General features: G+C 64.8%; 26 protein-coding genes and 2 tRNA genes. 13 read left to right on the forward strand and 15 right to left on the reverse strand.

What is annotated here, in order from left to right; genetic code table 11:
• Positions 1-2: 2 nt before the first annotated feature.
• From tgt to EL335_RS14245, 3 genes are all read right to left on the reverse strand, one after another.
• Positions 3-1,115: a tRNA guanosine(34) transglycosylase Tgt gene (gene tgt, locus EL335_RS03445; protein WP_126444258.1), complete on the reverse strand. Its 1,113-nt coding sequence runs from the start codon at positions 1,113-1,115 to the stop codon at positions 3-5.
• The gene (gene queA / locus EL335_RS03450; RefSeq protein ID WP_126447657.1) at positions 1,105-2,136 is read right to left on the reverse strand and encodes a tRNA preQ1(34) S-adenosylmethionine ribosyltransferase-isomerase QueA; all 1,032 of its coding nucleotides are present in this window, start codon (positions 2,134-2,136) and stop codon (positions 1,105-1,107) included. The genes tgt and queA overlap by 11 nt, the downstream gene beginning before the upstream one ends.
• A gap of 116 nt (positions 2,137-2,252) precedes the next feature.
• Entirely contained in the window at positions 2,253-2,528 is a 276-nt protein-coding gene (locus EL335_RS14245) for a hypothetical protein (protein ID WP_148103018.1), read from the reverse strand.
• A 5-nt stretch (positions 2,529-2,533) separates the two neighbouring features.
• Between EL335_RS14245 and EL335_RS03455 the strand changes: the two genes are divergently transcribed.
• A tRNA-Leu gene (locus EL335_RS03455) sits at positions 2,534-2,618 on the forward strand.
• A 307-nt stretch (positions 2,619-2,925) separates the two neighbouring features.
• Complete coding sequence (locus EL335_RS03460) at positions 2,926-3,222, forward strand: HU family DNA-binding protein (RefSeq protein WP_126444259.1); 297 nt, start codon at positions 2,926-2,928, stop codon at positions 3,220-3,222.
• A 91-nt stretch (positions 3,223-3,313) separates the two neighbouring features.
• Here the strand turns inward: EL335_RS03460 and EL335_RS03465 are convergent, their stop codons facing one another.
• The 6 genes from EL335_RS03465 to EL335_RS03490 all read right to left on the reverse strand — a co-directional run bounded on the left by EL335_RS03465 (position 3,314) and on the right by EL335_RS03490 (position 8,665).
• A complete protein-coding gene (locus EL335_RS03465) occupies positions 3,314-3,601 on the reverse strand; it encodes a hypothetical protein (protein ID WP_126444260.1) in 288 nt (95 codons plus the stop codon).
• A 116-nt stretch (positions 3,602-3,717) separates the two neighbouring features.
• Positions 3,718-4,158 carry a hydrogenase maturation protease gene (locus tag EL335_RS03470; protein ID WP_126444261.1) on the reverse strand — a complete coding sequence of 147 codons (441 nt, stop codon included), beginning with the start codon at positions 4,156-4,158 and terminating at the stop codon, positions 3,718-3,720.
• Positions 4,155-5,618: a Ni/Fe hydrogenase subunit alpha gene (locus EL335_RS03475; protein ID WP_126444262.1), complete on the reverse strand. Its 1,464-nt coding sequence runs from the start codon at positions 5,616-5,618 to the stop codon at positions 4,155-4,157. Before EL335_RS03475 ends, EL335_RS03470 begins: the two co-directional genes overlap by 4 nt.
• Positions 5,611-6,159: an NADH-quinone oxidoreductase subunit B family protein gene (locus tag EL335_RS03480; protein ID WP_284155431.1), complete on the reverse strand. Its 549-nt coding sequence runs from the start codon at positions 6,157-6,159 to the stop codon at positions 5,611-5,613. Before EL335_RS03480 ends, EL335_RS03475 begins: the two co-directional genes overlap by 8 nt.
• Positions 6,152-6,868 carry a 2Fe-2S iron-sulfur cluster-binding protein gene (locus EL335_RS03485; protein WP_126444264.1) on the reverse strand — a complete coding sequence of 239 codons (717 nt, stop codon included), beginning with the start codon at positions 6,866-6,868 and terminating at the stop codon, positions 6,152-6,154. Before EL335_RS03485 ends, EL335_RS03480 begins: the two co-directional genes overlap by 8 nt.
• 3 nt (positions 6,869-6,871) lie before the next feature.
• Positions 6,872-8,665, reverse strand: coding sequence for an NAD(P)H-dependent oxidoreductase subunit E (locus EL335_RS03490; protein ID WP_126444265.1), 1,794 nt, complete (start codon positions 8,663-8,665; stop codon positions 6,872-6,874).
• Positions 8,666-8,713: 48 nt separating this feature from the next.
• Here EL335_RS03490 and EL335_RS03495 point away from each other — a divergent pair, with 48 nt between their 5' ends.
• From EL335_RS03495 to EL335_RS03505, 3 genes are all read left to right on the forward strand, one after another.
• Complete coding sequence (locus EL335_RS03495; protein ID WP_126444266.1) at positions 8,714-9,568, forward strand: endonuclease/exonuclease/phosphatase family protein; 855 nt, start codon at positions 8,714-8,716, stop codon at positions 9,566-9,568.
• Positions 9,569-10,411: 843 nt separating this feature from the next.
• Entirely contained in the window at positions 10,412-11,404 is a 993-nt protein-coding gene (locus EL335_RS03500; protein WP_126444267.1) for a helix-turn-helix transcriptional regulator, read from the forward strand.
• 58 nt (positions 11,405-11,462) lie between these two features.
• A complete protein-coding gene (locus tag EL335_RS03505; protein ID WP_126444268.1) occupies positions 11,463-11,666 on the forward strand; it encodes a hypothetical protein in 204 nt (67 codons plus the stop codon).
• Positions 11,667-11,716: 50 nt separating this feature from the next.
• Here EL335_RS03505 and EL335_RS03510 read toward each other — a convergent pair whose 3' ends face one another.
• The 6 genes from EL335_RS03510 to EL335_RS03535 form a co-directional block, all read right to left on the reverse strand.
• Entirely contained in the window at positions 11,717-12,082 is a 366-nt protein-coding gene (locus EL335_RS03510) for a hypothetical protein (protein WP_126444269.1), read from the reverse strand.
• Positions 12,070-12,393, reverse strand: coding sequence for a superinfection immunity protein (locus EL335_RS03515; RefSeq protein ID WP_126444270.1), 324 nt, complete (start codon positions 12,391-12,393; stop codon positions 12,070-12,072). Before EL335_RS03515 ends, EL335_RS03510 begins: the two co-directional genes overlap by 13 nt.
• A 78-nt stretch (positions 12,394-12,471) precedes the next feature.
• Positions 12,472-12,777, reverse strand: coding sequence for a HigA family addiction module antitoxin (locus EL335_RS03520; RefSeq protein ID WP_126444271.1), 306 nt, complete (start codon positions 12,775-12,777; stop codon positions 12,472-12,474).
• Positions 12,778-12,788: 11 nt separating this feature from the next.
• Positions 12,789-13,067: a type II toxin-antitoxin system RelE/ParE family toxin gene (locus tag EL335_RS03525; RefSeq protein ID WP_126444272.1), complete on the reverse strand. Its 279-nt coding sequence runs from the start codon at positions 13,065-13,067 to the stop codon at positions 12,789-12,791.
• A gap of 30 nt (positions 13,068-13,097) precedes the next feature.
• The gene (locus EL335_RS03530; RefSeq protein ID WP_126444273.1) at positions 13,098-15,215 is read right to left on the reverse strand and encodes an HIRAN domain-containing protein; all 2,118 of its coding nucleotides are present in this window, start codon (positions 15,213-15,215) and stop codon (positions 13,098-13,100) included.
• Between the two features lie 62 nt (positions 15,216-15,277).
• Positions 15,278-15,354 (reverse strand) — tRNA-Ser (locus EL335_RS03535).
• Between the two features lie 450 nt (positions 15,355-15,804).
• On the opposite strand from EL335_RS03535, the gene EL335_RS03540 reads away from it, so the two are divergent.
• The 8 genes from EL335_RS03540 to EL335_RS03575 all read left to right on the forward strand — a co-directional run bounded on the left by EL335_RS03540 (position 15,805) and on the right by EL335_RS03575 (position 25,739).
• Positions 15,805-16,056, forward strand: coding sequence for a HypC/HybG/HupF family hydrogenase formation chaperone (locus EL335_RS03540; RefSeq protein WP_126444274.1), 252 nt, complete (start codon positions 15,805-15,807; stop codon positions 16,054-16,056).
• The gene (gene hypD, locus EL335_RS03545; protein ID WP_126444275.1) at positions 16,053-17,186 is read left to right on the forward strand and encodes a hydrogenase formation protein HypD; all 1,134 of its coding nucleotides are present in this window, start codon (positions 16,053-16,055) and stop codon (positions 17,184-17,186) included. The genes EL335_RS03540 and hypD overlap by 4 nt, the downstream gene beginning before the upstream one ends.
• Positions 17,183-18,850 carry a hydrogenase maturation protein gene (locus EL335_RS03550; RefSeq protein WP_126444276.1) on the forward strand — a complete coding sequence of 556 codons (1,668 nt, stop codon included), beginning with the start codon at positions 17,183-17,185 and terminating at the stop codon, positions 18,848-18,850. Before hypD ends, EL335_RS03550 begins: the two co-directional genes overlap by 4 nt.
• 224 nt (positions 18,851-19,074) lie before the next feature.
• Entirely contained in the window at positions 19,075-20,499 is a 1,425-nt protein-coding gene (locus tag EL335_RS03555; RefSeq protein WP_126444277.1) for a sigma-54-dependent transcriptional regulator, read from the forward strand.
• The gene (locus EL335_RS03560) at positions 20,496-21,497 is read left to right on the forward strand and encodes a hydrogenase small subunit (protein WP_126444278.1); all 1,002 of its coding nucleotides are present in this window, start codon (positions 20,496-20,498) and stop codon (positions 21,495-21,497) included. Before EL335_RS03555 ends, EL335_RS03560 begins: the two co-directional genes overlap by 4 nt.
• The gene (locus EL335_RS03565; RefSeq protein ID WP_126444279.1) at positions 21,494-22,942 is read left to right on the forward strand and encodes a nickel-dependent hydrogenase large subunit; all 1,449 of its coding nucleotides are present in this window, start codon (positions 21,494-21,496) and stop codon (positions 22,940-22,942) included. Before EL335_RS03560 ends, EL335_RS03565 begins: the two co-directional genes overlap by 4 nt.
• Before the next feature lie 43 nt (positions 22,943-22,985).
• A complete protein-coding gene (locus tag EL335_RS03570; protein WP_126444280.1) occupies positions 22,986-24,353 on the forward strand; it encodes a sensor histidine kinase in 1,368 nt (455 codons plus the stop codon).
• 180 nt (positions 24,354-24,533) lie between these two features.
• A complete protein-coding gene (locus tag EL335_RS03575) occupies positions 24,534-25,739 on the forward strand; it encodes a hydrogenase small subunit (RefSeq protein ID WP_172600017.1) in 1,206 nt (401 codons plus the stop codon).

Here is a 25,739-nt window from a genome sequence, read left to right on the forward strand (position 1 = left end):
GATTATACGCATCCGCTGCTGCGCTCTTGGTTGAAACGGCGGGCAAAGCTCGCCAAGCTGCCGGTGGCGATCGCCTCGCCCAGCTCGCGCATCAAGGTCTGGTAGTAATGGAGGTTGTGGATCGTGTTGAGGCGCGCGCCGAGAATCTCATGACAACGATGCAGATGGTGCAGATAAGCGCGAGTGAAATGGCGGCAGCAGTAGCACTCGCAGGTCTCATCGAGCGGCCGCGTATCGTTCTTGTAGCGCGCATTCTTGATGCGGATGTCGCCGAAACGCGTAAACAGATGGCCATTTCTGGCATTGCGGGTCGGCAGCACGCAGTCGAACATGTCGATGCCCTGACCGACGGCAAAGACGATGTCTTCGGGTGTGCCCACGCCCATCAAATAGCGTGGTTTGTCCACCGGCAGGCGCGGTGCGGTGTGGGCCAGTATCCGCGCGAAATCCTCCTTCGGCTCGCCGACCGACAGACCGCCGATCGCCATGCCATCGAAGCCGATCTCCAGCAGACTGGCGAGCGATTCGTCCCGCAGGCTCTCGAACATCCCGCCCTGGACGATGCCGAACAGGGCATTGGCGTTGCCGAGCCGGTCGTGCTCGGCACGCGAACGGCGCGCCCAGCGCAAGCTGAGGCGCATCGACTCCGCGGCCTGCTTCATGTCGGCCGGGTAGGGCGTGCATTCGTCGAAGATCATCACGATGTCGGAATTCAGCACGTGCTGGATCTGCATCGAATCCTCGGGGCGCATGAAGAGACGGCTGCCGTCGATCGGCGAGGCGAACTTGACCCCTTCCTCGGCAATCTTGCGCAATTCGCCCAAGGAGAACACCTGAAAGCCGCCCGAGTCGGTCAAGATCGGGCGTTCCCAGCCCATGAAGCGGTGCAACCCCCGATGCGCGCGGATCACCTCGAGCCCGGGCCGCAGCCAGAGGTGGAAGGTATTGCCCAGAACGATCTGCGCGCCGAGCTCGACGAGCTCGTGGGGCGCCATCGCCTTCACGCTGCCATAAGTGCCGACCGGCATGAACACCGGCGTTTCCACGCTGCCGTGGGCGAGCTTCAGGCGGCCGCGGCGGGCGAGGCCGTCGGTGGCGAGCAGCTCAAACTTCATCGTGACGGTCGATCAGCATGGCATCGCCATAACTGAAGAAACGGTAGCGATGGGCCATCGCGTGACGGTAGGCGGCGCGGATGGCCGCCATGCCGCCGAAGGCGGAAACGAGCATCAAAAGCGTCGATTTCGGCAGGTGGAAATTGGTGATCAAGCGGTCGACGACACGGAAGCGGAAGCCCGGCGTGATGAACAATGCCGTCTCTGCCTCGCCGACTTTCAGCCGGCCTGTTTCATCGGCCGCGGCTTCGAGGCTGCGCAAGCTGGTGGTGCCGACCGCGACGATGCGCCCGCCGCGGGCTTGGGTCGCGGCGATCGCTTGTGCGGTCTCGGCCGGCACGTGGTAGCGCTCGCGGTGCATCTCGTGGTCGGCGATGTTTTGGACGCGCACCGGCTGAAATGTGCCGGCGCCGACATGCAAGGTCACGTGGGCGATGCCGATGCCGCGCGCTTGCAGGCGAGCAAGGAGCGGTTCGTCGAAATGCAATCCGGCGGTCGGCGCGGCGACCGAGCCATGTGTGCGGGCATAGATGGTTTGATAGCGCTCTTCGTCCGGAGCGTCCGCCGCCCGCACGATATAGGGCGGCAGTGGCAAGCGGCCATGCCGCTCGATCAGCGCGATCGCCTCGCCCGGAAAACGCAACCGGTAGAACTCGCCATCGCGGCCGAGCACCTCGACATCGAAAGCATCTTCGATGCGAAGCCGGCTGCCTGCCCTGGGCGGCTTGCTGGCGCGCAGCTGCGCGAGTGCTTCGTCTTCGCCGAGGATGCGCTCGATCAGCACTTCGACCCGACCGCCCGTCGCCTTTTGCCCGAGCAGGCGGGCGTGCAGCACCTTGGAGTCGTTCATCACCAACAGATCACCTGGCGAAAGCAGCTCCGGCAGCTCGCGAAAAACCCGATCCTCGAGTCGCCCGCCACGCAGCACCAGCAGCCGGCTCGCGCTGCGCTCGGGTAAAGGCGCCTGGGCGATCAGTTCTGGCGGCAGCGGGTAGTCGAAATCGTCGAGGGTGAGGGGCATCGGTTGCGGGAAGCCGGGCTTTTGCGGATAATGCGCGCACTTCGAGTGGCGGCGCAGCATTCTACGTTGTGCGGCTTGGAATGGCCGAGATGGCGGAATTGGTAGACGCAGCGGACTCACAACAGGCGAAGCTGGTTGCGGCGTAGGCTCACGTGAGCGAAGCGAACGTTAAGCTCGGCGAAAGCCGAGCGGCCGAAGCCAAAGCAGAAGCTTCGGCGTAGGCTCACGTGAGCGAAGCGAACGTTAAGCTCGGCGAAAGCCGAGCGGCCGAAGCCAAAGCAGAAGCTTCGGCGTAGGCTCACGTGAGCGAAGCGAACGTTAAGCTCGGCGAAAGCCGAGCGGCCGAAGCCAAAATCCGCGGCGGATTTTGAACAGGTAAAATCGAAGCCCATCTTTAGCCGAGATGGCGGAATTGGTAGACGCAGCGGACTCAAAATCCGCCGCCGCAAGGCATGAGGGTTCGAGTCCCTCTCTCGGCACCAGTAAAATCAATCAGTTACGAAAAGCCCGCCAGAACGGCCGGGCTTTTTTTGGCTATTTGTGGCCATCTTTCACGCCCGAGGTTAAGCCCCCCTCTCGGGAAGGGAGACTTTGTGCGCGGCTTCGCCGCGAGGGTTGGCTGCCGTCGAGTAAACTTGAGTTGGCGCACTTATTGTTTTGTGTTTCGCGCTACAAGTCCGGACAGTTTATTTGCTTGCTACAAATAATGCTTTTCAAGGGAAAAAGCTTTAGGTAAGCTGGCGCAGTTTTCCACCCGCACATCCACCCACGCTAACGAGGAGCATGCCCATGAACAAATCCGAGTTGATCGAAGCCACCGCGAAAGCTGCCGACATTTCCAAGGCTGCCGCCGACCGCGCTCTGTCCGCCGCCATCGACGCCGTCGTCAAGGCGGTCGCCAAGGGAGAGACCGTCACTCTCGTGGGATTCGGCTCCTTCAAGCCGGCCAAGCGCGCCGCGCGCACCGGCAAGAACCCGAAGACGGGCGCTTTGCTGAAGATTCCCGCCACCACGGTGCCGAAATTCACTGCGGGTGCGAGCTTCAAAGCGGCCGTGGCCGGCAAGAAGGCCGCGAAGAAGAAATAAGCCCGCCAGGTTTCTCGACAAAAAGGCCAGCCCGCGGGCTGGCCTTTTTGCTGCTGCGCCCCGTTTGGGGCGCAGCGACCGATGCGAAGGCTTACTTCTTCTCTTCGGTGGGCTTGGCGGCATCTGCCGGAGCAGCGCCTTCGGCGGGCTTGGCGGCTTCGGCCGGAGCAGCAGCCGGAGCAGCGCCTTCGGCGGGCTTGGCGGCGTCGGCCGGAGCAGCAGCCGGGGCAGCGCCTTCGGCGGGCTTGGCAGCCTCAGCCGGAGCGGGAGCAGCCGCCGGAGCGGGCGCAGCGGCGGGTGCAGGCGGCGCTTCCTTCTTGCCGCAAGCGGCCAAGGACAGGGCGCTGAGCAGGGAAATGAGGAGGAGAGATTTTTTCATGGTGGCTTCCTTTAGCTTGATGAGGTGAGGGGTTACAAACTTTGAACTTCGAAGAGCTTTGGAATTCGCTGTTCGCATGAGTCAACTCTCCAGGGAAGGAGAAAGTTGACAGGGCGCTATTCTAGCCACTTTCGGGCCCAGTCCAATGCTGCGGCCAAGTGACGCTGCGCGGCTTCCGAGCAGGGCGCGCCCAAGATGAAGCTTTCGCCGCGAATCTCCAGCAGAAAGCAGGGCGGAGGCGGTGCATCGTAAAAATTTTCATAGATGCGTAACAGACCATGTGGATCGAGGGCATGCGTGAAGCCTGGCGCCGCGGCCGAAGCCGAGATCGGGCCGCGGACGGCGTACGGCACCGTGGCCGTGATGCTGGCATCGACGAACAGCACGCGCTGCCGACCGGCAAGATCGAGCGCATGCTCGATCTGCAGCTGATAGTCGCTCAGGCATTCGACATCGGGAAGGCCCAGCGCTGAAAGCTCGTCGATGAAGCGGGGACCGAGCGCATCGTCGCCGCGCGAAGGATTGCCCCAACCGAAGATCAGGATGGGCGCAGTCAATGGCGCAGAAAACGACCTTGCGAGTCGCGCAGCGCCCGATCGCATGCCGTGCCGTCAGCGCCGAAAACTTCCACTTCGAGGGGCATGCGGCCCAGCGCGTGGGTCGCGCAGGACAGGCAGGGATCGAAGGCGCGGATCGCGACTTCGATGTGATTGAGCAGCGCTTCGGTAATCTGTTGGCCGTCGAGATACTGGTGGGCGACGGCAAGGATCGCCTCGTTCATCGCCTGGTTGTTGTGGGTGGTCGAGACGATCAGGTTGGCGCGGATCACCAGGTCGTTTTCATCTACGCGGTAGTGGTGGATCAATGTTCCGCGCGGCGCCTCGATCACGCCGACGCCGCGCTCCTGCCGCTGGCCGGTGGCCAACAACTCCCTGCCGCGGATGTCGTCGTCGTGGAGCAGTTCCTTGATCGTCTCGGCGGCATGGAGCATCTCGATCATCCGTGCCCAGTGATAGCCGAGTGTCGCGCCGACAGCCTGGCCGTCGTCGAAGGCGAGGAATTCCTTGCGTTCGTGGTCGGCCAGCGGGGTCGGGATGAAATCGCACAGCGCAACGCGCGCCAGCGGCCCGACGCGATACCAGCCGTGCTCGGCATCGCCCAGGATTTTGAGGAACGGGAATTTCATGTAGCTCCAAGGCTTCACGTCCTCGCCGATGAGCTCCCAGTAGCGCCTGTAGTCGGCATGGTCGAAGAGCGGTGCGCCGTCCGCGCGGCGCGCGCGCAGGCCGCCATCATAGAGATCCATCGCTCCCGACGGCGCCACCAGACACATCGCCGGCGCGGTGAAGCGGGCGAAGGTGCGGTAGTGCTCGCAATGGGTCTCGAACAACTGCTTTACCAGTGCGACCGCTTCGCGCGACCAGCCGATGATCGCGTAGATATCCTTCAGCAGCGCTGCGCGCTCGTCCGCGCTGAGTGACTTGTTGACGCCGCCGGGAATCGCACCGGTGCCATGGATGCGTTTGCCCGCGGTCAGACGGATCACTTCCTGGCCGTATTTGCGGATCAGCACGCCTTTGCGGGCGATTTCCGGATGGTGGCTGGCCAAGCCGACGATGTTGCGCTTTGCCAGCTCGGCGTCGAAGCCGAACAACAGATCGGGCGAGGCGAGGTAGAAAAAATGCAGCGCGTGAGACTGCAGGATCTGCCCGTAATGCATCAAGCGGCGGATCTTCTCGGCGGTCGGGGTCAGCTTCGCGCCGACGATCATGTCCATCGCCTTCGCGGCGGCCAGATGGTGCGAGACCGGGCAGATGCCGCACAGGCGCTCGACCATCACCGGCACTTCCCAGTACGGCCGGCCTTCGATGAACTTTTCGAAGCCGCGGAATTCGACGATGTGCAGGCGCGCCTGCTGCACCTTGTTCTCGTCATCGAGCAGGATCGTGACCTTGCCGTGGCCCTCGACGCGCGAGAGCGGATCGATACTGATGCGTTTGAGCGAGGCGTCAGTCATAGTGCAGTAAGTCGTGTCCCAATGTCGGCGTGCGACCGGCGATCAGGTCGCTGAGGAATTTCCAGATCGCATCGCCGGAGGGCGGGCAGCCGGGCAGAAAATAATCGACCTTCACGACTTCATGGATCGGGTGTACCTGGTTCAAAGGCAGCGGCAGCTCTGGGTCGTTGGGAATGTGGGCACCGCGGGCCAAGCCGCCTTCGGTTTCATAGACCGCCTCGAGGATGTCGCGCAGGTCGAGGTGGTTGCGCTGCGCCGGCAGGCCGCCGTTGACCGCACAGGCGCCGACGGCGACGAGGATCTTGCAATTCTTCCTGAATTCGCGCAGCACATGCACGTTTTCCGCATTGCAGACGCCGCCTTCGATGAGGCCGATGTCACACGCGCCGCAGCGCTTGATGTCGGTGAGCGGCGTGCGGTCGAACTCGACCAGCTCGAGCAGCGTAAACAATCTTTCGTCGATGTCGAGCAGCGACATGTGGCAGCCGAAGCAACCAGCCAGCGAGGTGGTCGCGATGCGCAGCTTGCGTACATCATTCACGGCTTGCCTCCTGCGCCTGGGCAACCGAGACCGGCGCGCGGTCGTATCGGCGTTGGCCATAAGGCACGCTGAAGCCGACGCGCTTTTTCAGGATCACCCCGACCGGGCAGACGTTCGCGGCGCGGTCGGTGAGCGCGAAATCGGTGTCGGCGAGCCGCCCGGATGCGCTGTTGATGATCACCTTGCGGCCGCGCATGCCGCGTCCGCCCATCACGAAGACGAATTTGCCGTCGCGCGCCGAGGCCTGTTCGCACAGCGAGCAGAGGATGCAGCGGTTGAAGTCGAGCAGCACGTCCGGATGCGAGGCGTCGACCGGCCGGTTGGGATAGAAATGATCGAAGTGCGGGCCCATCATGCCGAGCTCGTAGGCGGTGGCCTGCAGCAGGCATTGACCGCTTTTCTCGCAGGAAGGACAGAAGTGATTGCCTTCGACGAACAGCATCTGCAGTAGCATGCGCCGTGCATCATCGAGCTCGGGGGTGCGGTTGGCGACTTCGAGGCCCTCGCTGGCCTGGGTGGCACAGGCCGGAACAGAGCGACCGCCGATGCTCACCGTGCACAGCCGGCACGAGCCATGTGGCTTGTAATCCGGATGCCAGCACAGATGGGGAATGTAACGTCCCGCCGCGTGCGCGGCCTGCAAAATGGTCTGTCCCGCCGTGAAGGGGATCGGTTCACCGTCGAGAAAGAAAGTCGTTTCTTCGCTCATTCCTCATTCCTCGACGAGATGGGCAGCGCGATCCTCGCGTCCGGTCATTTGGCGCGCCTGGGAAAGCTCCGCATCGAGATCGAAGGCCGGTGCGAAATCGGAAGACTTGAGACGCCGCTCATACGCCGGGCGGAATTTCGTCAGCGTTTCGAAGATCGGATTGCCTGCGGAATGGCCCAGGCCGCAGTGTGCGGTGCCCGCGAGCAAGCGATGCAAGCGCGGCAGTTCCTGGAGGTCGTATTGCGAACCGCGCCCGGCGGCGATCTTGTCCATCAGCCGGGCATTGATCTGCGTGCCGACGCGGCACGGGGTGCAAAAGCCGCAGGATTCATGGGCGAAGAAATGCGCGAAATTCCTCGCCACCTCGAACATGTCGCGCGTGCAATCGAAGACCATCAGCGCGCCGGCGGTCGGCACGTCCTCGAAGCACAGCCGGCGGCCGAGCTCTTCGCCGGTCAAGGTCGTTCCGGATGGGCCGGAGACCTGCACCCCCTGCACGCAATTCCTCACGCCTGCAGCTTCGAGCACCTCGGCGACGCTGACGCCGAATGGATACTCATAGACGCCGGGATGCGCGACGTCGCCAGAGACCGAGAGCAACTTGCTGCCCGTCGATTGCGCGGTGCCGATCGCGGCGAACCAGGCCGCGCCCTTTTCGGCGATGCGACAGACGCAGGCAAAGGTCTCGACGTTATTGACGATCGTCGGCTGGCCCAGATATCCCTTTGTCACCGGGAACGGCGGCCTAAGGCGCGGCCGGCCCGGCTTGCCTTCGAGCGATTCGATCAGCGCGGATTCCTCGCCGCAGACGTAGGCGCCAGCGCCGAGATGGATCTCGATGTCGAAATCGAAGCCGTCGCGACCAAGGATGCCATTACCGAGTAGCCCCTGTTCCCTGCGTCGCTGCAAGGTGGCTTCGAGAGCTTCGAGCAGGTAGCGGTATTCGCCGCGCAGATAGACGAAGCCACGGCGCGCACCGATCGTGAATGCGGCGATCGTCATGCCTTCGAAGACGAGGTCGGCATAGGAATTCAGCAAGACGCGATCCTTGAAAGTGCCGGGCTCGCCTTCGTCGGCATTGCAGACCACGACGCGTGTCTGGCCGGCTTCGAGCGGCGCATCGCGGCAGGCCTGCCATTTCCGCGCGGTGGGAAAGCCCGCGCCGCCGCGGCCGCGCAGGCCCGCTGCGGCGATTTCGGCGAGCTGCGCCTCGGGCCCGCGCGCCCATGCTGCGGAAAGTGCCGTGCCCGGCGCGAACGCCTCACCCAGCAAGGGGCCAGTGCGGCGCAGATTATCCTCTACCCGGAACCATTCCGCCGGCCACGAGGCAAGCGGTGCGCGGTTGCGGATCAGTTCGGCCATCGCATCGACGCGCTCCGGCGTCATGCGCGTCATGGTGCGGTAATTGACCAGCAGCGCCGGGCCCTGATCGCCCATGCCAATGTCGGAGGTGGTGTGCACGAAAGCCAGACCGTCTTCGGAAAGCCGTCCCGGTTCGAGCCACAGCGCCTCGCAGAGTCGCTGCATCAACGCCTGGCTGCCTGCCATCTGGTCGACGATGTTGTCGGACCAGAGCAGGCAATAATCGCCGCGTGGCCGCAGATGGAAAAAACTGTAGAACGCCGCGGTGGCCTCGACCTTGGCGCGCGGCCAGCCGACGCCTTCGGCGATGCGCGTGATGGTCTCCGGCGCAAGCCAGCCGAGCACCTCCTGGGTTTCGCGCAGGATCTGCATCAGCCGCGTGCCATCGTGATGGTGGTGGGCGAGCGCCCGATCGATCACGTCGAGAGGGTCCATGCCTGCTAGCATACCCCCGTTCCGTTTCATTTTCGCGAAAGGAAGACGATGCGCATCCTGAGCTGGAACATCCAATGGGGCCGCGGTCTGGATGGTCGCGTCGATCTGGCGCGCATCGCCGAGGAGGCGCGCAACTTCGACGCCGATGTCTATTGCTTTCAGGAAGTGGCAGTGAATCATCCTGGATTGGCCGGGATGCCGCCAGGCCAGTCCGATCAGCTCGCGGTGCTGTCCGGCCTGTTCCTCGGCTTTGAAGCGATCTACGGGGTCGGCAGCGACCTGCCCGACGGCCTGGGCGGCCGACGCCACTTTGGCAATCTGATCCTCTCCCGTTTGCCAATCCTGCAGGTTTTCCGTCATCTGCTGCCCTGGCCGGCCGAGCCGTCCGTGCCGAGCATGCAGCGCGCAGCCGTCGAGGCGGTGATTGCCGCGCCGGAATTTCCCGGCGGCGCTGTGCGCGTGATCACGACGCATCTCGAGTACTACTCGGCCAGCCAGCGCGCGGTCCAATGCGCGGCGCTGCGCGCGATCATCGATGAGGGCTGGCGGCATGCCGTGTCGCCGCGCTTTGCAGAGGAAACCGATCCGCCCTTCGCAGTGCTGCCGCGCGGCGAAGGCTGCGTGCTGTGCGGCGACTTCAACAGTCCGGCCGGCGCGCCGGAACAGGCGACGCTTACCGCGCCGGGCGACGCCCCGGCATTGGTCAATGCCTGGCACGTCGCGCAGGATGCCGTCCCACCAGCGCCGACTTTCGGTGTTCATGAACGACGCTATGTCGATGCGCCCGCCTGCTACGACATCTTCTTCGTCAGCGCCAACATCGCCGACCGGATAAGCCGCGTCGCGGTCGATGAGGGCAGCAAGGCATCGGATCACCAGCCGGTGCTGCTCGAGCTGAGCTGAAAATACCGCACGCTCGTCGGCTGAGCCAGTCGTTCCGCAAACGCGCATGATCGCCACGCCTACCCGCGAAGGCTCGAAAACCCGATGCGCAAAAATGAACACCCGCCCTCCCCCAGACCCTTTCTCGCGGGAGGGGGGACTTTGTGCGCGCCACCTCCTCGCGCGCAGCCACTTCTCCCACCCCTTCACGTCCGCCTGCGCCGCGCGCGGCGGCCACTCAGCCGCGACGAGCTTCTCGCGCTCGATCCGCGACATCGCCTCTGCAAAATCCCGCGCCAGCGTCCACGGCATGGCCATCGCGTAGCGATAGGCGAATCCGGCGCCGACGAGCCGGGCGACCCACTCGTGCCACCAGAGGCGGCCATCGCCGCGGCCAGGCGCTCGGCCGCCGCGTTGATCCTGGGCAGCACACGCCGGACGAAAAAAACCGCGTTGACCTCCAGCACCCGGCCGGCGAGGTCAGCGAGCACATCGGGCGTCTGCCGGCCGGGCCAGTTGCGGTCGACCTTCGCGTCTATGGCAGTGGCCTTGATCGCGGCCCCCGAGTTGCGTATCAGCTCTAACAGGCTATTGAACCCAGATTGTCCATTAGACCGTCCTGTCAGCGGATGAGCGTGAGCAAGCCTTTTCATTCTGGACTGCGCGGGCGCGCACCATCTGCGGGTGGGCCCTTCGCGCCCGCGCTCCTCGCCAATAGACACTACTATTGGCTCGTCGCGGTGACGCAAACCTGCTCGCCCTCGCCTCGAAATCGCCTCGCGCCCTAATGGACAATCTGGGTTCAAGAATCAAGGGCTGTTGAACAATATGGCATTCAATTGGCTGGCCCGGGCCGGAGGAGATATGAACCGCACCGAACGCTTCTACAAGATCGACCAGATGCTCCAGGCACGCGGCATCGTGCCGCTGGAAGCTTTCCTGCACGAGCTGGAGGTCTCGCGCGCGACTTTCAAGCGCGATCTCGAATACCTGCGCGAGCGGCTCAACGCGCCGATCGTCTGGGATCGCGAGGCGGGCGGCTACCGCTTCGAGCGCGCCTCAGCCGCCGGGCCGAAGTATGCGCTGCCCGGGCTGTGGTTCTCGGCGGACGAAACCTATGCGCTACTCGCTGCGCACAAGCTGCTCGCCGAGATCAAGCCCGGCGTGCTGGCCGCGCATCTGGCGCCCTTGCAGGCGCGCCTCGCGGCCTTGCTGGAAGGATCGGGGCATGGGGCAGGGCAGATCATGCAACGCGTGCGCATTCTGTCCGTGGGGCGGCGGCGCGTGAAGCCACAATGCTTTGCCGAGATCGCCCATGCCGTACTCAAGCGCCGGCGCATCGAGATCGAGGCAGTCAACCGGGCGCGCAATGAAACCAACACCCGCATCGTCTCGCCGCAGCGCCTGGTGCACTACCGCGACAACTGGTATCTGGATGCCTGGTGCCACTGGCGGCGGAGCTTGCGCACCTTCTCGCTCGACGCGATCCAGCGCGTCAAACTGCTGACCGAGCCGGCGCGCGAGATCGCCGATGCGGCGCTCGATGCCCATTACGCCAGCGCCTACGGCATTTTCTCGGGCAAGCCCAAGGAGCGTGCGGTACTGCGCTTCAGCCCTGAGCGCGCGCGCTGGTTGGGAGCGGAAATCTGGCACGCCGGACAGCGCGGCGAATGGCTTCCCGATGGTAGCTATCGGCTCACCGTCCCCTATGCGGATGACCGGGAACTGGTGATGGACATCCTGCGCCACGGCCGCCACGTGGTGGTCGAAGCGCCGGCATCATTGCGCCGGGCCGTGACCGAGGAGCTCGCGGCCATGACCGGGTTGTACCGCAATCCGCCTGCGGGACGGTCATGAGGCTCAGTATTTGAGCCGCCCGACCGCTAGCCTCGCCCCATCGGAAAGGAGACAGGCCATGATCATCGACCTTATTCTCGCTGCCTATGCTGGCGTCAGCACCGAAAGCTTCTTCGTTTTCGTGTTTCTGATGGTTCTCTCGGTTTTGCTCGCCGATCCCGATCGGCCATTTTCCAGCGGCCTGTTCCGATTGGCGTTCATCGCCTTGGGCATCTCGGCGTTGTCTTCGCTGTTCGGCGGCGATTGCGACTGCGATCTATGACGAAGTGGTGCGCGATGAAGCTCTGACCAGCCGCGGTGAACTGATGCGTTTCACCAGTCCTTGGGCAACCGCCACCACCAGTGAGACGGTGGAATCGACACCGGCCGGCCCGTCTCGACTTCCACCCAGCCTTCAAGCTCAGTCGCCGGGTCGACGCGGGGAATCAAGTCGCCAAACGCCCGCTCGAACTCCGCCGGGTGCGCGCGCCAGAAGGCATCGATCTCGGCCAGCTCCGCCAGCGCCGTCTCCGACAGCAGCCTGGCCTCGCGCGCGAACTCGTAGACCGAGCGATGGTGCAGCGTCCAGTCCAGGTCGAACTCGTAGTCCTGCCAGTCGGGCTGTGTGATCGCATCAAAGAACCCGAGGAACGCATCGTTCTTCGGGTCATCGGAAACGCCATATTTCAAAACGACCATTTCTTCACTCCTCGCCCGTTCTGCCTCGCGTATATGTCGCTGCGCAGGCTGCCCCGCTCCTCATCTTTCACACCATCTCGGTGGCCAAATGCATCGATCCGGCCTTCGATTCTGAACGCTGGAGCATCGGATTCCAGTGCGATGATCCAGCCCGCGAGGTAGCCGATCACCGTCCAGCCGAGCAGCACGCTGTAGAGAAAGGCCTTGCGGATTTCCCCGTCTGGCCGGCCGCGCCGCCAGGCAGTGACCACCGGTGGCAGGGTGAGCGCGAGATAAAGCCCGATTAGGGTGGCGAGCAAGGATTCCGTCATGTCTGCGCCCCGATCATCGTCGAGCGATCATCGGCATGCCACCGCGCTTCAGTCATGCCCTGCCGTGGATCGGCTTTTTCACGCCGGGGCCGCATGCAATGTGCGGATGCGGGGCGCGATCTGGTCGTGAAGCTCGCGCATCGCGATGCGCATGTCGTACTCCGCCTGCAGATTGATCCAGAACCTGGGGTCCATGCCAAAGTAGAGCCCCAGACGCAAGGCGGTATCGGCCGTGATGGGTCGGCGGCCGTGAACGATCTCGCTGATGCGGCTCGGGGAGACGTCGATGTCGGCCGCGAGTTGCCGCGCCGTGATCCCCAATGGCTTCATGAACTCTTCCAGCAGGATCTCTCCGGGATGGATTTCGTCGAGCAGTTTCGCCATGTCTGGCTCCTCTAGTGATAGTCCACGATTTCGACCCGATGCGCGCCGTCTTTGCGCCAGACGAAACAGATGCGCCATTGGTCGTTGATGCGGATGCTGTGTTGGCCCTTGCGGTCCCCTCTCAAGGCTTCGAGTTGGTTCCCCGGGGGGATGCGCAAGCTCGCGAGCTCGGTCGCCGCATTGAGCTGCAGCAGCTTGCGCCGCGCGACCCGTTCGATGTTTCGGAACCGCAGCACGGGCCGGCTATGGAAAAGCGCCTCGGTGTCGGCACAGGCGAACGATCGGATCATGGCGCATCATGTTCCGTGTGACGGAAACTGTCAAGCAGGCCGGGGGCGAATGCCCTGAGGCGCGCCCGCCATGCAAGGATCGGAATCGCCCGTCGGGATGCTGCGTGGGACAGGGAGGTTCTCCTCGACGGTCTCGATCACCAACCCCACCCGCCGCCAGGCTTCGGCTTCGAGGTCGATCGCGTCGATGCGCGCGGTGAGGCGCTCGCCCATGATCAGCCGCGCGGCGATGTCCGCGTTCTGCGGCCTCGGCACGTAGCCGAGCTTGGCCCCGCGCCATTCGATACGCACCGCCAAGGGGTCGTGCGGGTTGTCGCGCTCGTGGGTGAGGGTGAGCGCATCGCCCAGCGATAGCGACGCTTCCACTTCCGGCCCCTGGTGGTATTGGAACCCGGCGACATGGGCAACGAGCAGGACATTCGGCCCCGGCAGGGGCCGTTTGAGCCATTCGAGCACGCGCTTCAATTGCCGCTCGGATTTCGCATCCAGCCAGGCGGCGTGCGCCCCTGTCTCGAGTCGCGCCTCCAAAAGCTGCACCTCGATGCGCCCGCGCGCCTCCAGCGCCGCCCAGCGCGCCTGCTGCCGTTCGGGTTCGTTGAGCACCGTCTCGACCCGCTGCGCCCAGGCTTCCATCTCGGGGCTGACGTCCCGGTTCATCGGCCCGCGCAGCTGCACCAGCGCATAGACCGTGTCGTAATCGACGTCTTCGCGCAGCCGGGGCCGGTATTCGGCGGTGGCCTGCTCGCGGCCGCGCTCGAGGTGGAAGAGCCGGGTGCCGGCCACCGATGCCTCCCAGTAGCGCGGGCTGTCTGCGCAGTGCTGCATGCGCTGCCCCTCAAAGAGCAGCATCGTGGGCGTGACGAGCTCGACGGCCGTCTTGTCATCCTCGTGAAGGTGGCCGACGATCTCCGGCAGGCAAAGATCGGGCGGCGTGGGATCGGGCGCGGGACGCTGCTGATGCCAGCGCATGGAAGCCCCAAGCAGCCCCATGAGGCCAAAGCAGGCGAGCCACCCCGCAGCCAGCCGCGCGGGCTTCGGCCCGTAGCGATCCTTCAACAGAGCCGCCGCCCGCTCGCGCGCCGCGTGCAGGAAGTCGTCGCAGTCGGCAATCGCATTGAGCAGATTGCCGAAACGTTCGCTTGCCGCGCGCCAGGTGAGGTCCCAGCCCAGGCGGAACGCGCCGCGGTGCACCTCGGGCGACACCGGCATCGGGCGCGCGTCGTCTTCTGCCCGTGCCTCGTTGAACAGCATGAAGTAATTGGTCAGATAAGGCTGCCAGCGCTCGAAGTCGGTGAGACTCGGCCGCTGGTTGTCGGGCAGCGCGTCGAGCAGCTGCAAATACAGCCGCCGCTCGTCGCCATTGCGCCCGCCCCACATCGCGGCATTCACGGGCGCGCGCACCATCCCGCGCGAGATGCCCCAAAAGGCCGCCAGCGCCCCGGTGAGGTCCCGGCCTTGATCGATCGCCTCTTGCACCGCATCGCTTTTCATGCGCCAGGCGTGGCGCTTGCCATCGAAAAGATTCGGCGAATGGTGCAGCGTGAGCAGAATCGGCGCGACCAGCGCCGGAAAGCGCGCGAGCGCCTGCAAGCGTCGCTCGCGCACAAGCGGCGGCAAGGTGGCGAGCCGGTTGTAGTTCCTCACCGAGGCGAGATAGCGGGCAGGCGCCGGGTGCGGCGTGCGCCCGCCGGTGCTTGCCACCGGCGTCGGCTCCCGCTCCAGCGCGAGCAGAAGCTGCATCACCTGGGCGTCGAGCTTTTCAGCGAACGCGCGAAAGTCCGCCGAAAAAAGATAGCCCGCATGCAGGCGCGAAGGCTGGGGCAATACTGGCGCGGCGTAGAGAATCTGCACGAAGCCGACCTCACGCAGGTTGAGCTGGTAACGGTTGCCGTGGAGATCATCGGCCAGCGCCGCATTGATCGGCGCAATGACGGCATCCTCGCCCAGGGTCACGTTGGGCAGACGAAAGGCCAGCAACCGGCCATCCGTCAGAAGCAGCCACAGGCGCGGGGCGTCGTCGTGCTGCCCGAGGGCTTGCCCTGACAGCCACAGCCGCGCGCGCACCGTGGGCGGCAATGGCGCTGCAGGGGTATCGAAAGTCGGCGCTGGTGGGACGGTAGGGTAGAAATACGCAATTGAGCCTTCCATGCCACCCATGATGCGGCACGGTGTGGCTCATGGTGTGAGCCCGCCGGATGGCGCGTGATGGGTGACGCGGGGCCGGACTCGAACCGGCATCTACTTACCCGTTTCGGGCAGCTACCCTTCCATTGGGCCACGCCGCGTCACTTGAGAAAGCTTATCGCGATTCGAACCCCAGCGCCAACCGCAAGCCCCAAGGCCGCCATGCGCTCGGGCTGAATCGAGGAGGCGCTCATCCGTCGTCTCCCCACGCATTGCCGATGATCAGGCCGATGACGCACAGCCAGCCCTCGACATGGGTGCGATAGCGATGGCGCAGGAAGGCCGGAAAAATCCGCTCTGGTTTCGTCATCTCGGCACCTTTCGTCGTGGGACGTTCATAGTGTGCTATTTGAGGTAGCACAAATCCAGTAGCTCGCCATCGCCGCCATAGAGCAGATACTCGCCATTGCCCAGAGGACGAAAAGCAGCGATAGGAGCGAGAGGAGCGTTTGGAGCATGCGGACATGGTGCGCTCACCTAGGCTCATGGCGTGAGCCTGGCCCGCTTGGCTGGGCGGGATAGAATCGGCAAAAAAACTACTGGAGAGTGGATCATGTGCCTGGCCATCCCCGCCCGTGTCGTCGAGATGCCCGATGCGGACACCGCGATCGTCGATCTCGGTGGCGTGAAAAAGGCAGTCTCGCTGGCGCTCATCGACGATGTCGCGGTGGGCGATTACGTCATCGTCCATGTCGGCTTCGCGCTCAACAAGCTCGATCCGGTCGAGGCGGAGCGGACGCTGGCGCTGTTCGCCCAGATGAATGATCTGGTGGCTGCGCAGGATGCTGCGGCGGGCAGCGCATGAAATACATCGACGAGTTTCGCGACGGCGAGCTCGCCAAGGGTCTGGCGGCGGCGATCGCCGCCGCGGCGCGACCGGAGCGCCAGTATGCCTTCATGGAATTCTGCGGCGGCCACACCCATGCGATCTCGCGCCATGGGGTGACCGATCTTTTGCCGGCCAATGTGCGCATGGTGCATGGGCCGGGCTGCCCGGTGTGCGTGCTGCCGATCGGCCGCATCGACATGGCGATTCGCCTTGCGCTCGAACATCGGGCCATCCTCTGCAGTTATGGCGATTGCTTGCGCGTGCCGGCCTCCGGGGGGTTGTCCTTGCTGAAGGCCAAGTCGCACGGCGGCGATGTACGCATGGTCTATTCGCCCGCCGATGCGCTGGAGATCGCGCGGGAAAACCCGGCGCGGCAAGTGGTGTTCTTCGCGATCGGCTTCGAGACGACGACCCCGCCGAGTGCGGTGGTGATCAAACAGGCGGCGGCGCTCGGCGTGAAGAATTTCAGCGTGCTGTGCTGCCATGTGCTCACACCTTCTGCCATCATGAGCATCCTCGAATCGCCGGAGGTGCGGCGCTGGGGCACGGTGCCGCTCGATGGCTTCGTCGGCCCGGCGCATGTGTCGACGGTGATCGGCAGCCGGCCCTATGAGTTCTTCGCCGCAGAGTATCGCAAGCCGGTGGTGATCGCCGGCTTCGAGCCGCTCGACGTGATGCAGGCGATCCTGATGTTGATCCGCCAGGTGAATGAAGGCCGCTGCCAGGTGGAGAACGAATTCACGCGCGCCGTGACGCGCGAGGGCAACCGCAAGGCGCAGGATCTCGTCGCCGAGGTCTTCGAGCTGCGGCGCAGCTTCGAGTGGCGCGGCATGGGCACGATTCCCTACTCGGCGCTGGCGATCCGGCAGGCTTTTGCCGATTTCGATGCCGAGCGCCGTTTCGCGCTCGAATACCATCCCGTGCCCGACCACAAGGCCTGCGACTGCGGAGCGATCCTGCGCGGCGTGAAAGAGCCGCGCGATTGCAAGCTCTTTGGCAGCGTGTGCACGCCGGAGAATCCGATCGGCAGCTGCATGGTGAGCTCCGAAGGGGCGTGCGCGGCCTATTACACCTATGGCCGGCATCGAGAAGGGGGCGCGGGATGAGGATCCTCTTTCTCACCCATGGCTTCAACAGCCTCACCCAGCGGCTGTATGCCGAGCTGACGGCGCGTGGCCACGAGGTGTCGGTGGAGTTCGACATCGCCGATTCGGTGAGCGAAGAGGCGGTGGCGCTCTGGCGGCCCGATCTGATCCTGGCGCCCTTTCTGAAGCGCGCAATACCGGAGTCGATCTGGAAGCACCACCTGTGCTGGGTCGTCCATCCCGGCATCGTCGGCGATCGGGGTCCCTCGGCGCTCGACTGGGCGATCCAGGAGGGTGCGAACGTGTGGGGTGTCACGGTCTTGCAGGCCGAGGCCGAGATGGATGCCGGGCCGATTTGGGCGACGCAAAACTTTCCGCTGCGCCGCGCTCGCAAGGCGAGTGTCTATCGCCAGGAAGCGACCGAGGCGGCGCTCGCGGCGGTGCTTTCTGCGCTCGAACGGCTCGAGCGCGGCGAGAAACCGACGCCGCTCTCTGAGTGGCCCAACGCACGCGGGCAGCTGCGTCCGTCGATGAAACAGGTGGATCGGGCGATCGCCTGGCAGAAGGACGACACGCAAACGGTGCTCGGCAAGATCGACGCGGCCGATGGTTTCCCCGGCGTGGCGGACAGCCTGTTCGATCAGCCCTGTCATCTCTACGATGCCTGGCCGGAGGAGCGGCTCAGAGGCGAACCTGGCGCAGTGATCGCGCGCCGCGCGACGGCGCTGTGCCGCGCCACCGTCGATGGCGCGTTATGGATCGGCCATGTCAAGCGGGCGGGCGGCATCAAGCTGCCGGCGACGATCGCCTATGCCAAAGAATCCGCCGGCGTGCCCGAAGTGCCGCTCGATGGCTGGTGGGCATCCGAGCATGCGACCTGGCAAGATATCCGATATGAAGAAGACGGCGCGATCGGTTGGCTTCATTTCGACTTCTACAACGGGGCGATGGGAACCGAGCAATGCCAGCGGCTGCTCGATGCCTTTTTATGGGCGACGCAAAGACCGACCCGGGTCATCGTCCTGATGGGCGGGCGCGACTTCTGGAGTAACGGCATCCACCTCAATCTGATCGAAAATGCGCCCAGTCCGGCGGACGAATCCTGGGCCAACATCAATGCCATCGACGATCTCGCCGAGGCGATCATCCGCTGTGAATCGCACCTGACGGTGGCGGCACTCGGTGGCAATGCCGGGGCGGGTGGCTGCTTCCTCGCGCGCGCCTGCGATGAGGTTTGGGTCAAGGATGGCGTGGTGCTCAACCCCCACTACAAGAACATGGGCAACCTTTTTGGCTCGGAGTTCTGGACCTATTCTTTGCCTCCCCGCGTCGGGGCCGAGGGCGCGGCAATGATCATGCATCATCGCCTGCCGATGCTGGCGCGCGAAGCCGTGCAATGCGGCTTCTACGATGCCGTGCTGCCAGCGCCGACTTTCCGTGTCGATATCGCCCGGCGCGCGCAGGAGCTGGCCGCCGCTTGGGCGCAGCGGCGGGCGGACAAGCGTGCGCAGCGCGCCGCGGACGAAGCCCAAAAGCCGCTCGCCACCTATCGTGCCGAGGAGCTTGCCCAGATGCGGCGCAACTTTTACGGCTTCGATCCGAGCTACCACGTCGCGCGCTGGCATTTCGTTTCCAAGACGCCGCATTCCTGGACGCCACGGCATTTGGCCCGGCATCGTATGTGAATTCAAGGAGGGAAACCGGTGGGCCGTGAGGGGATTTGTGAGCGCATGTCGGCGGCCGTCGGTGAAGGGCGCGGGGAAGAATGTCACTTGTTCGCGGCAAGCCGAGTTGTGGCTGTCCCGCGCCCGAACCTTACGGCCGCCCCATGCGCGAACCATGAGCCGAACGGCGCACCGGTTTCATCCTCCGTGGGGGTTCATGAACCATGGCTGTTCGTTGAGCAACGATGACTCCACCGCCTGCAGCGTTGCCCGTCGTGCTGGTCGTCGATGACGAACCGCGTTCGCTCGAAGCCCTGCGCCGCGCGCTCGACGAAAGTTTCGAGATTCTCACCGCCACTTCCGCAACGGAGGCGGAAGCCGTGATGGAGCGCGAATTCGTCCAGATCGTGCTGTGCGACCAGCGGATGCCGGATCTGGCCGGGGTCGAATTCTTGAAGCGTGTGCGCAGCCGCTGGCCGGATACGGTGCGGATGATCCTGTCCGGTTACGCGGAGGTGGAAGACATCATCGCCGGCATCAACGAGGCCGGTATTTGGCAATACCTGCTCAAGCCTTGGCATCCGGATCAGCTGCTGCTGACGCTGAAGAACGCTGCCGAGATGTGGCGTCTGCAGCAGGAAAACCAGCGCTTGTCGATCGATCTGCGCACCAGTCCTCAAGAGCTCGCGGCGCGGGTGGCGCGCCGGCGGCGGCAGCTCGCGGCGCGCGACAGCTTCGATGCACTGATCCGCGCGCCGGGTAGTCCGCTCGATGCGGTGTGCGCTCTGGCGCGGCGCATCGCCACACACGATCTGCCTGTGTTGCTGCAGGGCGAATCGGGTACCGGCAAGGAGCTGTTGGCGCGGGCGCTCCACCACGCCAGTGCGCGCGCCGATGGCCCGTTCGTGGTGGAAAACTGTGCTGCGATGCCCGATACGCTGCTCGAAGCAGAACTCTTCGGCCACAAGAAGGGGGCTTTCACCGGTGCCTTCGAGGATCGTATCGGCCTTTTCCAGCAGGCCGATGGCGGCACCTTGTTTCTCGATGAGGTCGGCGATACTTCGCCGGCAATGCAGGTCAAGCTCCTGCGCGCCTTGCAGGAAGGAGAGGTGCGGCCGGTCGGCAGCAGCCGGTCGGTGCGCGTCGATGTGCGCGTCATCGCGGCGACCCATCGCGATCTGGAAGCCGACGTGCTCGCCGGGCGCTTCCGCGAGGATCTCTACTATCGCCTTGCCGGCATCACGCTGACGCTGCCGCCCTTGCGCGAAAGACCGGCAGACATTCCGTTGCTCGTCGCTGCGCTGCTGCAAAAGTCGGGGGGGAGCGGACGACGTTTCTCCGGCGCGGCGCTCGAGCGGATGTGTCGCTACCGCTGGCCCGGCAATGTGCGCGAACTCGCCAACGAAGTGCGGCGCGCACTGGCGCTGGCGCTCGAAGAAGAAATGGGCCCTGAGCTCCTCTCGCCCCGTGTGCATGCCAATCAGGCGCCACGCCAGGCGGAGCTGGCGCAAGGCACGCTCAAGGAACGTTTGGCGGCTTTCGAGGCCGAAGTGTTGCGTGAGGCGCTCGTGCGTCATCGCGGCAACAAGTCGCGGGTCGCCGCCGAGCTCGGCTTGACGCGAGTCGGTTTGCGCATGAAACTGGAGCGGCTGGGGATTCTGGAATCATGAAACTGATCTGGTTGCAATCCGGTGGCTGTGGCGGTTGCACGCTGTCTTGGCTTGGCTACGCTCATGGTCCCCTCCTCGAGGTGCTCGCCGAGGTGGGCATCGAGCTCGTCTGGCATCCGAGCCTGTCGGCCGCCAGCTGCGACGAAGCGCTCGCCCTCTTGGAAGCTTGTGCGAGGGGCGCCAAGCCTTTCGACATCCTCTGTGTCGAAGGCGCACTGCTGCGTGGCCCGTGGCTCGATCAGCTGCCCAGTGGCAACTTCCATCGCTTCGGCGGGGGCGAGTCGATGCTCGACTGGGTCTTGCGCCTAGCGATGCGGGCACGCCATGTCGTCGCCATCGGCAGCTGCGCGGCCTTCGGTGGCATCACCGCCGCCGGCGGCAATCCGACCGATGCCGCCGGGCTGCAGCACGACGGTGAGATCGGCGGCGGCGTGCTGGGGCCTTATTTTCGCGATCCGACCGGTTTGCCGGTCATCAATGTCTCGGGCTGTCCGCCCCATCCGGACTGGATCACCGAAACCCTGGCCCTGCTCGCGCAAGGCCGTCTCACACCAGAGAGCCTCGACGAGTTCGGCCGGCCGCGTTTCTTTGCCGAGCGTCTCGTGCATCACGGTTGCCCGCGCAACGAGTATTACGAATTCAAGGCCGGCGCGGAACATTTCGGGCAGCAGGGCTGCCTGATGGAAAACCTGGGCTGCAAGGGCACCCAGGCCCATGCCGACTGCAATCTGCGTCTGTGGAACGGCGAGGGCTCCTGCCTGCGCGGCGGTTTTCCCTGTATCCGCTGCACCGAACCGGAATTCGAAGAGCCCGGCCATCCATTCCACACGACGCCGAAGGTGGCCGGCATTCCGATCGGCCTGCCGGCGGACATGCCCAAGGCCTGGTTCGTCGCGCTGGCGGCGCTCTCCAAGTCGGCCACTCCGCCGCGCGTCAAGGAAAACGCCACGGCCGAGCGCCTGCGGCGCGCGCCGAGCGTGAAGCGGACGAAGAAATGACGCGCCGCATCGTCGGCCCTTTCAACCGCGTCGAAGGGGATCTCGAGGTCACTCTCGAGATCGAAGGCGGGCGTGTTGCCGCAGCTTTCGTGAATGCGCCGCTCTATCGTGGTTTCGAGCAGATTCTCGAAGGCAAGGCGCCGCTCGACGCCCTCGTCTTCGTGCCGCGCATCTGCGGCATCTGCTCGGTGGCGCAATCTGCTGCGGCGGCGCGTGCCCTGGCCGATGCTGCGGGCATCGCGCCGCCGAGCAACGGTCGCCTCGCCGCCAATCTGACGCTCGCCATCGAGAATCTCGCCGATCATCTGACCCACTTCTATCTGTTCTTCATGCCCGATTTCGCCGCCGCCGAATACGCCGGCGCATCCTGGTATGCCGAAGTCAGTGCGCAGTTTGGCGCGCAAAGCGGTCAGGCCGGAAGGCAAGCGCTCGCCGCCCGCGCCCGCTTCATGCAGGCGATGGGGCTTCTCGCCGGCAAATGGCCGCACACGCTCGCCGTGCAGCCGGGCGGCACGACGCGGCCGCTGGCCGAATCCGAGCTCTTTCGTCTGCAGCGCATCGTGCGCGAGTTCCGCGCTTTTCTCGAGGCGCGCCTATTCGGCTCGCCGCTGGAAACCATCGCAGGACTCGACGGGCAAACGGCGCTCGAGCGCTGGCGCAGGCAAGACCGCGCGGGCGATCTGCGGTTTTTCTTAGAGCTCGCCGACCGGCTCGATCTGTGGTCGCTGGGCCAGTCGGGAGCGCGTTTCCTGAGCGTCGGCGCCTACGACGAAGAGGGCGGGAAATGCCTTTTCGCACCAGGGACCTGGTATGAGGGCAGGGTCTTGCCCTTCGATCCGAGCCAGGTGAGGGAAGACCTCAGCCATGCCCGCTATGCCAGCGCACAGACGGCGCAAAGACCCGAAGAAGAGCGCACCGTGCCGCTTTACGACAAACCCGGCGCCTATTCCTGGTGCAAGGCGCCACGGCTGGGCGGAGAAATCTGCGAGACCGGGGCGCTGGCGCGCCAGCTCGTCGATGGCCAACCGCTGGTGGGCGACATCGTGGGTCGGCGCGGGGCAGGGGTCGGCGCACGCGTGCTGGCGCGGCTGCTCGAATTCGCGCGCGTCGTGCCTGCGCTGCAGCGCTGGCTCGACGCCTTCGATCCCGAGGGGGCGTGGTGCACTGCGGCGCCACTGGCGGAAAACTGTCTCGGCAAGGGCTTCGTCGAGGCGGCGCGCGGTGCGCTCGGCCATTGGCTCACCGTGCATCAGGGCCGCATCGGCGGCTATCAGATCATCGCGCCGACCACCTGGAATTTCTCGCCCCGCGCTGCCGACGGCCGGCCCGGGGCGCTGGAGCAGGCTCTGGTCGGTCTGCCGGTGCCCGAACAGGGCAGGGTCCCGGCGGTGGTGCATCACGTAGTGCGCAGTTTCGATCCCTGCATGGTGTGCACGGTGCACTGATGGTGGCTTTTTGCCGTCCTGCCAGCGCCGACTCTCGTGCGACATGAAAAAAAGCACGCTGATCCCTCCGGCCGACGAGCTCGCCCGACGCTACCCACGCGCCGATCAAGCGGCCGGCGAGGAAATCTGGCTCGACGTCATCCGCAAGATGGATGAGGTCTATCACGATCTGCTGCAATACGAAGTGGCGCTGGAAGAAAAAAACGCCGCGCTGGAAGAGTCGCAGCGTTTCATCGCTTCCGTGCTGGCGTCGATGTCGGACATCTTGATCGTCTGCGATCGGACGGGAACGATCGAGAGCGTCAATGCGGCGCTCTCGGCGCTGCTCGGCCGCAGTGCGGATACCCTGGTGCGCCGCCCGCTCTTCGATCTGTTCGCCGATGAGGCTTCGCGCGCCAAGGCAAGCCGCCTGTTTGCCGAGCAGCGCGCCACACCCATCCAGGATTGTGAACTCTTGCTCAAGGCGGCCAATGGCAGCGAGATCGCCCTGTCGATGAACTGCACGCCACGCTACGACGGCGTGGGCAAGATGCTCGGTTTCGTCATCACCGGTCGGCCGGTGGGCGAATTGCTCCGCGCCTATCAGGCGCTGCGCCGCGCGCACGAGGATTTGCAAACCGCACAACGGCAACTCGTGCATTCCGAAAAGATGGCCTCGCTCGGCCGCCTCGTTGCCGGTGTCGCGCACGAGCTCAACAATCCGATCAGTTTCGTCTTCGGCAACGCTGTGGTGTTGAAACGCTATGCCGAACGTCTCACACGCTATCTCGACGCGGTGCATCGGGGCAGCGCGCGTCCGGCGCTCGAGGCCTTGCGTGAAAAGCTCCGCATCGACCGCCTGCTCGACGATCTACCGGCGCTGATCGACGGCATGCTCGAAGGCGCAGAGCGCACGCGCGACATCGTCGATGCGCTGAAGCGCTTTTCGGCACCTGGCAGCGGCGAGCGCACGCATTTCGATCTCGTCGAGGTGATCGGACGGGCCATTCACTGGGTCGGCAAGGGCAGCGGCGCTCGGCTCGAGGTGGTGCGGGATTTGCCTGCGCGCCTGCTGGTGGAAGGCAATGCCGGTGAAATCCAGCAGGTGGTGATGAATCTGGTGCAAAACGCGACCGATGCCACCGCCGGCGCCGCCACGCCGCGCCTGGCAATCAGCGGCCGTCTCGATGCCGGGCGTGCCATCGTCGAATTTCATGATAACGGCCCGGGCATCCAAGCCGAGCATCTCGGCCGGCTGTTCGATCCCTTCTTTTCCACCAAGCCGGTCGGACAGGGCACCGGCCTGGGGTTGGCGATCAGCTACGGCATCGTCGAACGTCATGGTGGCGAGCTTACCGCCGCCAATCACCCACGCGGTGGTGCAGTGTTCCGTCTCGTGCTGCCTTTGGCGAGCGCCCCTGAGAACCCATGATCTTTCGGGTGGTTATCTGATGTGTTTAGCAGATAACCATTTGGTAGCGGCACGATGAAGCAAGAAAAGTACAACCTATTGATTAATCTGGTTTAAGTTTTTTCTGGCACATTGGCACGCTTTCTGCGAGGGGTCTGGGAGATTCGAAACCCAAACATCGCGGGTAGGAGGGAACCCATCATGAGTGCCACCACGACGAGCGCTGGGCTCGCCAATGATTTCGATTGGCCGGGACCGGATGATTTGGAGCGGCGCCTGCAGATGCCGCGCCGCGACTTCCTCAAGTTCTGTGCCGGACTGGCCGGAACCCTGGGCCTACCGGTCGGCGCCGAAGCCGCGGTGGCCAAGGCCATCGAGTCGGCGAAGCGCCCATCGGTGATCTGGCTGCACTTCCAGGAATGCACGGGATGCTCAGAGTCGCTGCTGCGCGCCGAGCACCCGACGCTGGAAAAGCTGATCCTCGACGTCATCTCGCTCGATTACCACGAAACCTTGATGGCGGCTGCCGGTCATCAGGCCGAAGCGGCGCGCAAAGCGGCGATGGCCGCCAACAAGGGCAAATACATCCTCGTCATCGAAGGCGCGATCCCGACCAAGGAAAACGGTATCTACTGCAAAGTCGGCGGCCAGACGGCGATCGAGCTGACGAAAGAATGCGCGGCCGATGCGGCGGCGGTGATCGCCATCGGCTCCTGCGCTTCCTGGGGCGGTATGCCATCGACCGTGCCCTCGGTTGCGGGCTGGGATTCGAGCCCGACCGGTTCGGCGGGTGTCGCGGAAATCCTCGGCAAGCCGGTAGTGACGATCCCCGGTTGCCCGCCCAATCCCTACAACTTCCTCGCCACCGCGGTGCATTTCCTCACCTTCGGCACGCTGCCGGCGACCGACAAGCTCGGCCGGCCGCTGTTCGCCTACGGCCGCCTCATTCACGAGAACTGCGAGCGGCGCGCCCACTTCGACGCCGGCCGTTTCGCGATGGCCTTCGGCGACGAGGGGCATCGCAAGGGCTATTGCCTCTACAAGCTCGGCTGCAAGGGGCCGGAGACCTATGCCAACTGCCCGACGATCGGTTTCGGCGATGCCGGCGAGAACAACTGGCCGGTCGGCTGTGGCCATCCGTGCATCGGCTGCACGGAGAAAGGTGTGGGCTTCACCAAGCCGATCCACACCGTAGCGAAGATGCTCAACGTCGCGCCGCCCTTGCAATATCCGCGCATCAGCGAGGACATCGGCAAGGGCTCGAGCTTTGCTTCCGCCGCGGCGCTGGCGGCGATCGCCGGCGCGGCGGCCGGCGGCGCGGCGATGCTGGCGAGGAATCTCGGTCTGTCGCATCAGGCCGCAGAACTGGAAAAAGCCAAAGAAGCCAAACCCAAAGCGGAGGTCTGA

Source organism: Sulfuricystis multivorans, assembly GCF_003966565.1.
Taxonomy (GTDB): domain Bacteria; phylum Pseudomonadota; class Gammaproteobacteria; order Burkholderiales; family Rhodocyclaceae; genus Sulfuricystis; species Sulfuricystis multivorans.